The sequence below is a fragment of the Stenotrophomonas sp. PS02289 genome (genome assembly GCF_029960115.1).
Taxonomy (GTDB): Bacteria; Pseudomonadota; Gammaproteobacteria; order Xanthomonadales; family Xanthomonadaceae; genus Stenotrophomonas.
On sequence record NZ_JASCOZ010000255.1, the window covers coordinates 1 to 4,271 of the forward strand.

Consider the following 4,271-nt stretch of genomic DNA (forward strand, 5'->3'; position numbering starts at 1 on the left):
CAGCCAGGGCTATCCCTTCGCGATCATGGACAAGGCCGCCGCCCAGATCCTCGTGTTCGGCGGCGATGGTCGCCTGCGCGGCGCCGCGCCCGGCCTGTTCGGCTCCGCCGTGGGCGACCACACCGCCCCCGGCATCGCGGGCCTCGCCCTGCGCGAGATCCCCGGCCGCGACCGCACCACCCCGGCGGGCCGCTTCGTCGGCGGCTACGGTCCGTCCATCGATGCCGGCCGCGTGCTGTGGGTCGACTACGAGTCCGCGGTCTCGATCCACCCGACCGCGACCGGCGTGCCGGAGGAAAAGCGCCCCGAGCGTCTGGCCTCGCCAAGTCGCCAGGGCGACTTCCTTCTGCACCTCGGTGGTATAGAAAATTGCCGATCGATAGCTCGGACCGACATCGCTGCCCTGTTGCTCGTAGGTCGTGGGGTCGTGGACCTGGAAGAAGAGTTCCAGGAGAGAGCGATAGCTGAGAACGGAAGGGTCGAAAGTCACTTCCACCGCTTCCGCATGGCCGTAATGTCTCGCATAGGTCGGATCACGCATTTCACCGCCTATGTAACCGACCCGCGTCGAAATGACTCCCCTGGCTCGGCGCAGCAAATCCTCCATGCCCCAGAAGCAGCCGCCTGCGAGAATTGCTCGCTCTGTCGCGGGCGCCCCTTTGCCGGTAGGCGATTGGCTCACAGTCCATTCGCCCTCCTCCGTGTGCGCCACGGTCAAGCCAGCCTCGCGGGATCCGCAGCCTGACTGGTGCTCAAGAGCTCGGTCTGCACGTCCGAACCCCGGATGAGACTCAGATCGACGGGACACCGATCAGCGATCGCGAGGATCCGAGCGCGCTGATCATCACTCAGCGGCCCATCGAGGACAATGGTGCGGGTGAACCGGTCGGGTGGCATCATGTCCGGCACCTTCTCGTGCTGCACGGTCGTGCTCGCCCGTTCGAGCGGAAAGCCCTTGCGGTTCGCATAGAGACGCATCGTCATCACCGTGCAGGCTGCGAGGCCGGCAGATACGAGCTCGTAGGGAGATAGTCCGGTCCCGAGGCCACCGACCGATGCTGGCTCGTCGGCGAACAGAGTGTGCTCGCCGCTGCGGACCTTGAGCTGGAACGTCCCTGCAAGAGTTTCGGTGGCGACGACGCCCTCCGCAACCTCGACCTGCGGAAGATCCGCCGTGAGTGGTGGGAGAAAGCGGCTCGCCCAAACCGCCACCATGGCCGCAGCGTAGTTCGCGTCCGCGACGTCGGTGAGAAGGTGATCCGCGTTGTCGAGCGAGATGAAGCTTTTAGGGTGCCTGGACGCGACGAAGATGCGCGACGCGTGGTCGATGCCGACCACCTGATCCAGCGGAGAGTGCATGACCAGCACCGGCCGTCGCAGGGAGGCAATGGCCTTCTCGACGTCGATCCCCTCAACCGCCTCAAGGAACCCTCGGCGAATGAGGAAGGGCCTACCGGCGATCTCCACCGAGGCCTCGCCCTCGCTCGCGATGGTGTCCAGATCATTCGGTCCGAAGAGCCGCAAGATATGCTGAAGGTCGGCCGGCGCACCAATCGTCGCCACCGCCGCAACGTCAGGCAACTCGGCCGCGGCTACGATCGCAGCGGTGCCACCCAGGCTGTGCCCGACAAGGAGGGAGGGTGACATACCCGCCGCCGCCATCGCCTTTGCGGCAGCCCTAAGGTCCTCGACGTCCGACGCGAAACTCACAGGTTCCCCCGACCCACCGCTGATCCCGGTTCCGGCGAAATCGAACCTCAAGACCCCGATGCCCGCACGCGACAGCGCGCGCGAGATGTAAACGGCGGCGCGACTGTCTTTCCCGCACGTGAAGCAGTGGGCGAAGATCGCCCAGCCCCGCGGCGTTCCCTCTGGCGGTTCGAGGTGCCCGGAAAGCTGAGAGCCAGCTCCACTCGCAAACGTGAATGTTGTTTCTGCCATGTCCATCAAACCTCCAGCTCGCGGCTTGGCGGTTGCGCTCTCAGAACCTTCGACGGAGCTGAGCAGAGCGCACCGCCAACCAGTAGGCGTCATCTCAGAGTATCATTTATATGTCTGGCGCATATAGACAAGCCCCTAGATCATGATTATATGCGCCAAGCATATTTCTGTGGCCTGCTTTCCGAAGGCGGGCTCACGGAAGAGGCATCAGTCAGGCGCATGGGCCAAAGGACTATGGAACTCAATCAAGTCAGCTATTTCATCAACTTGGCCGAGACGCTGAATTTCACAGCAGCTGCTCGCTTGAGCGGTGTGTCACAGCCAAGTCTGACCCGCGCGATCCGCCGCTTGGAAGATGAGCTTGGCGGGCCGCTGATCTATCGCGACGGGAAGAACAGCCGCCTGACTGGCCTTGGCCATGACGTCGAGGCAGAATTCCGGCGCATGGTGGTCGCGATGAAGAGCGTACGCAATCACTCGGAGCACTGGGCGATGGGGGGGCACCGCGTGCTGGATGTCGCCGTCGCGCCCACCGTCGGACCAAAGGAATTTACGGCGTTCTTCGAGAGCGCATTGGCGGAGATGCCATCCATCGAAATCAAGCTGCACTCGCTCCAGTCGAACGAGGACACATCGGAGGTGCTTTCAGGAAAATACCACGCATGCATCATGCCGCGTGAAACACGACCGGAACGCAAGCTGGATGTGCATCCTCTATTTCGGGAGCGCTTCGTGCTCGGCTGTTCTGCAAACCATCCCTTGGCTGCCAACGAGATCGTGCGCGGCGAAGACCTGCTCGAGTTTCCTTTCGTCGATCGCCTGAAATGCGAGTTTCGCGATCGGATCCTCGATCACTTCGCGCGACGGGACTTGCTCATGCAACCTCGCTTTCGATCAGATCGCGAGGACTGGGTGCAACGGGTCGTCGCTGACGGCCACGCCATATGCATTCTTCCGGAACGATCGGCCACCGTGCAAGGCCTCGTCACTCGGCCGATCGACGGATTTGACTTGGAGCGCGAAGTCGTGATCGCGACGGTATCCGGCTCCACGGCAACGGTCGAGATACGGAATATCGCGCAGCTGGCAGCCCGTTACGAGTGGAACTGAATCACGACGTGAAGAGCTTCGGCGCTATGGAAACTATACGCACGGCGTATTGGTAAAATCTAAGGCACACTGCGATAGTCGACGCCAATGACTGGCAAAATGAACGGCAGTGTGTCTGGACCTCTAGATAAGTATTGGAGACTATCATGAAGTTTGAAAAGTCACAGACAGCAGTTGACCGCCTGACCCCCGAGCAACGCCGTATTACCCAGGAGTCGGGGACCGAAAGGCCCTTCACGGGCGAGCACAACGACAACAAGGAGCCTGGCATCTACGTCGACATAGTGTCGGGAGAGCCGCTCTTCGCTTCAACGGACAAGTTCGATTCGGGTACTGGCTGGCCCAGCTTCACCAAGCCGATCGTTCCGGCAAACGTGAACGAGGTGCGGGACAGCGCACACGGCATGGTCCGGACGGAGGTCAGGTCGGTACACGCCGACAGCCATCTGGGCCACGTGTTCCCGGACGGTCCTTCCGACCGCGGCGGTCTGCGCTACTGCATCAACTCAGCGTCCCTTCGCTTCATCCCGCGCGACGAGATGGAGTCCGAGGGATACGGTGAATATCTCGATCAGGTAGAGGAGGCTTAACATGCATCAGCGCGCTGTTCTCGCAGGCGGATGTTTCTGGGGCATGCAGGATCTGATCCGCAAGCGGCCCGGCATCATCTCGACCCGTGTGGGTTACACGGGCGGCGATATTCCGAACGCCACGTATCGTAATCACGGCACGCATGCCGAGGGGATCGAGATTGTCTTCGACCCGACAGTGACGAGCTACCGGCACATCCTGGAATTCTTCTTCCAGATCCACGATCCGACGACGCTGAACCGCCAGGGCAATGATCGTGGGCTCTCCTACCGGTCGGGCATCTATTATGTCGACGAGGAGCAGAAGCGCGTCGCCGAGGATACGATCGCCGATGTGGATGCCTCGGGGCTGTGGGATGGCAAGGTCGTCACCGAGGTCGAGCCGGTCGGCGATTTCTGGGAGGCCGAACCGGAACATCAAGACTATCTGGAGAAGCGGCCCGGCGGCTACACCTGCCACTTCGTCCGTCCCGACTGGGTTCTTCCAAAGCGGCATGAGGCCGGCGATGTGAGCCCTGCGGCCGGGGCTGCAGCGGAATAGGCTTCGCTGCCGTTAGTGCCGCGCCGATCCGGTTCGCAACCTCCGACGACCCCCCGCAAACACCCCCGGGGGGGACCCCGCCCGTGAGG

Annotated in this window: 4 protein-coding genes and 2 pseudogenes; 4 read left to right on the plus strand and 2 right to left on the minus strand. The window is 62.4% G+C overall.

Translation table 11 applies throughout. The annotated features are described in order from the left end of the window. Positions 1 to 328, plus strand: a pseudogene (locus tag QMX83_RS20455) (hypothetical protein); the annotation flags it as partial. 6 nt (positions 329 to 334) lie between these two features. On the opposite strand, the pseudogene QMX83_RS20460 reads toward QMX83_RS20455, so the two are convergent. Both QMX83_RS20460 and QMX83_RS20465 read right to left on the minus strand, forming a co-directional pair. Then, positions 335 to 607: pseudogene (locus QMX83_RS20460) on the minus strand (peptide-methionine (S)-S-oxide reductase); the annotation flags it as partial. 107 nt (positions 608 to 714) lie between these two features. Further along, positions 715 to 1,947, minus strand: a complete 1,233-nt coding sequence (locus QMX83_RS20465) for an alpha/beta fold hydrolase (RefSeq protein ID WP_077566231.1) — start codon at positions 1,945 to 1,947, stop codon at positions 715 to 717. A gap of 228 nt (positions 1,948 to 2,175) precedes the next feature. Here QMX83_RS20465 and QMX83_RS20470 point away from each other — a divergent pair, with 228 nt between their 5' ends. The 3 genes from QMX83_RS20470 (at position 2,176) to msrA (ending at position 4,182) form a co-directional block, all read left to right on the plus strand. After that, positions 2,176 to 3,051 carry a LysR family transcriptional regulator gene (locus QMX83_RS20470; protein ID WP_176126904.1) on the plus strand — a complete coding sequence of 292 codons (876 nt, stop codon included), beginning with the start codon at positions 2,176 to 2,178 and terminating at the stop codon, positions 3,049 to 3,051. Between the two features lie 146 nt (positions 3,052 to 3,197). Further along, positions 3,198 to 3,641, plus strand: a complete 444-nt coding sequence (msrB, locus tag QMX83_RS20475) for a peptide-methionine (R)-S-oxide reductase MsrB (RefSeq protein WP_077566235.1) — start codon at positions 3,198 to 3,200, stop codon at positions 3,639 to 3,641. A gap of 1 nt (position 3,642) precedes the next feature. After that, on the plus strand, positions 3,643 to 4,182 hold the full coding sequence (gene msrA / locus QMX83_RS20480; RefSeq protein WP_282298470.1) for a peptide-methionine (S)-S-oxide reductase MsrA: 540 nt from the start codon (positions 3,643 to 3,645) through the stop codon (positions 4,180 to 4,182). Positions 4,183 to 4,271: the final 89 nt, after the last annotated feature.

Coding starts and splice junctions, on each gene's coding strand:
- QMX83_RS20465 (WP_077566231.1), bottom strand. CDS start 1,947: ATGGACATGGCAGAAACAACATTCACGTTTGCGAGTGGAGCTGGCTCT.
- QMX83_RS20470 (WP_176126904.1), top strand. CDS start 2,176: ATGGAACTCAATCAAGTCAGCTATTTCATCAACTTGGCCGAGACGCTG.
- msrB (WP_077566235.1), top strand. CDS start 3,198: ATGAAGTTTGAAAAGTCACAGACAGCAGTTGACCGCCTGACCCCCGAG.
- msrA (WP_282298470.1), top strand. CDS start 3,643: ATGCATCAGCGCGCTGTTCTCGCAGGCGGATGTTTCTGGGGCATGCAG.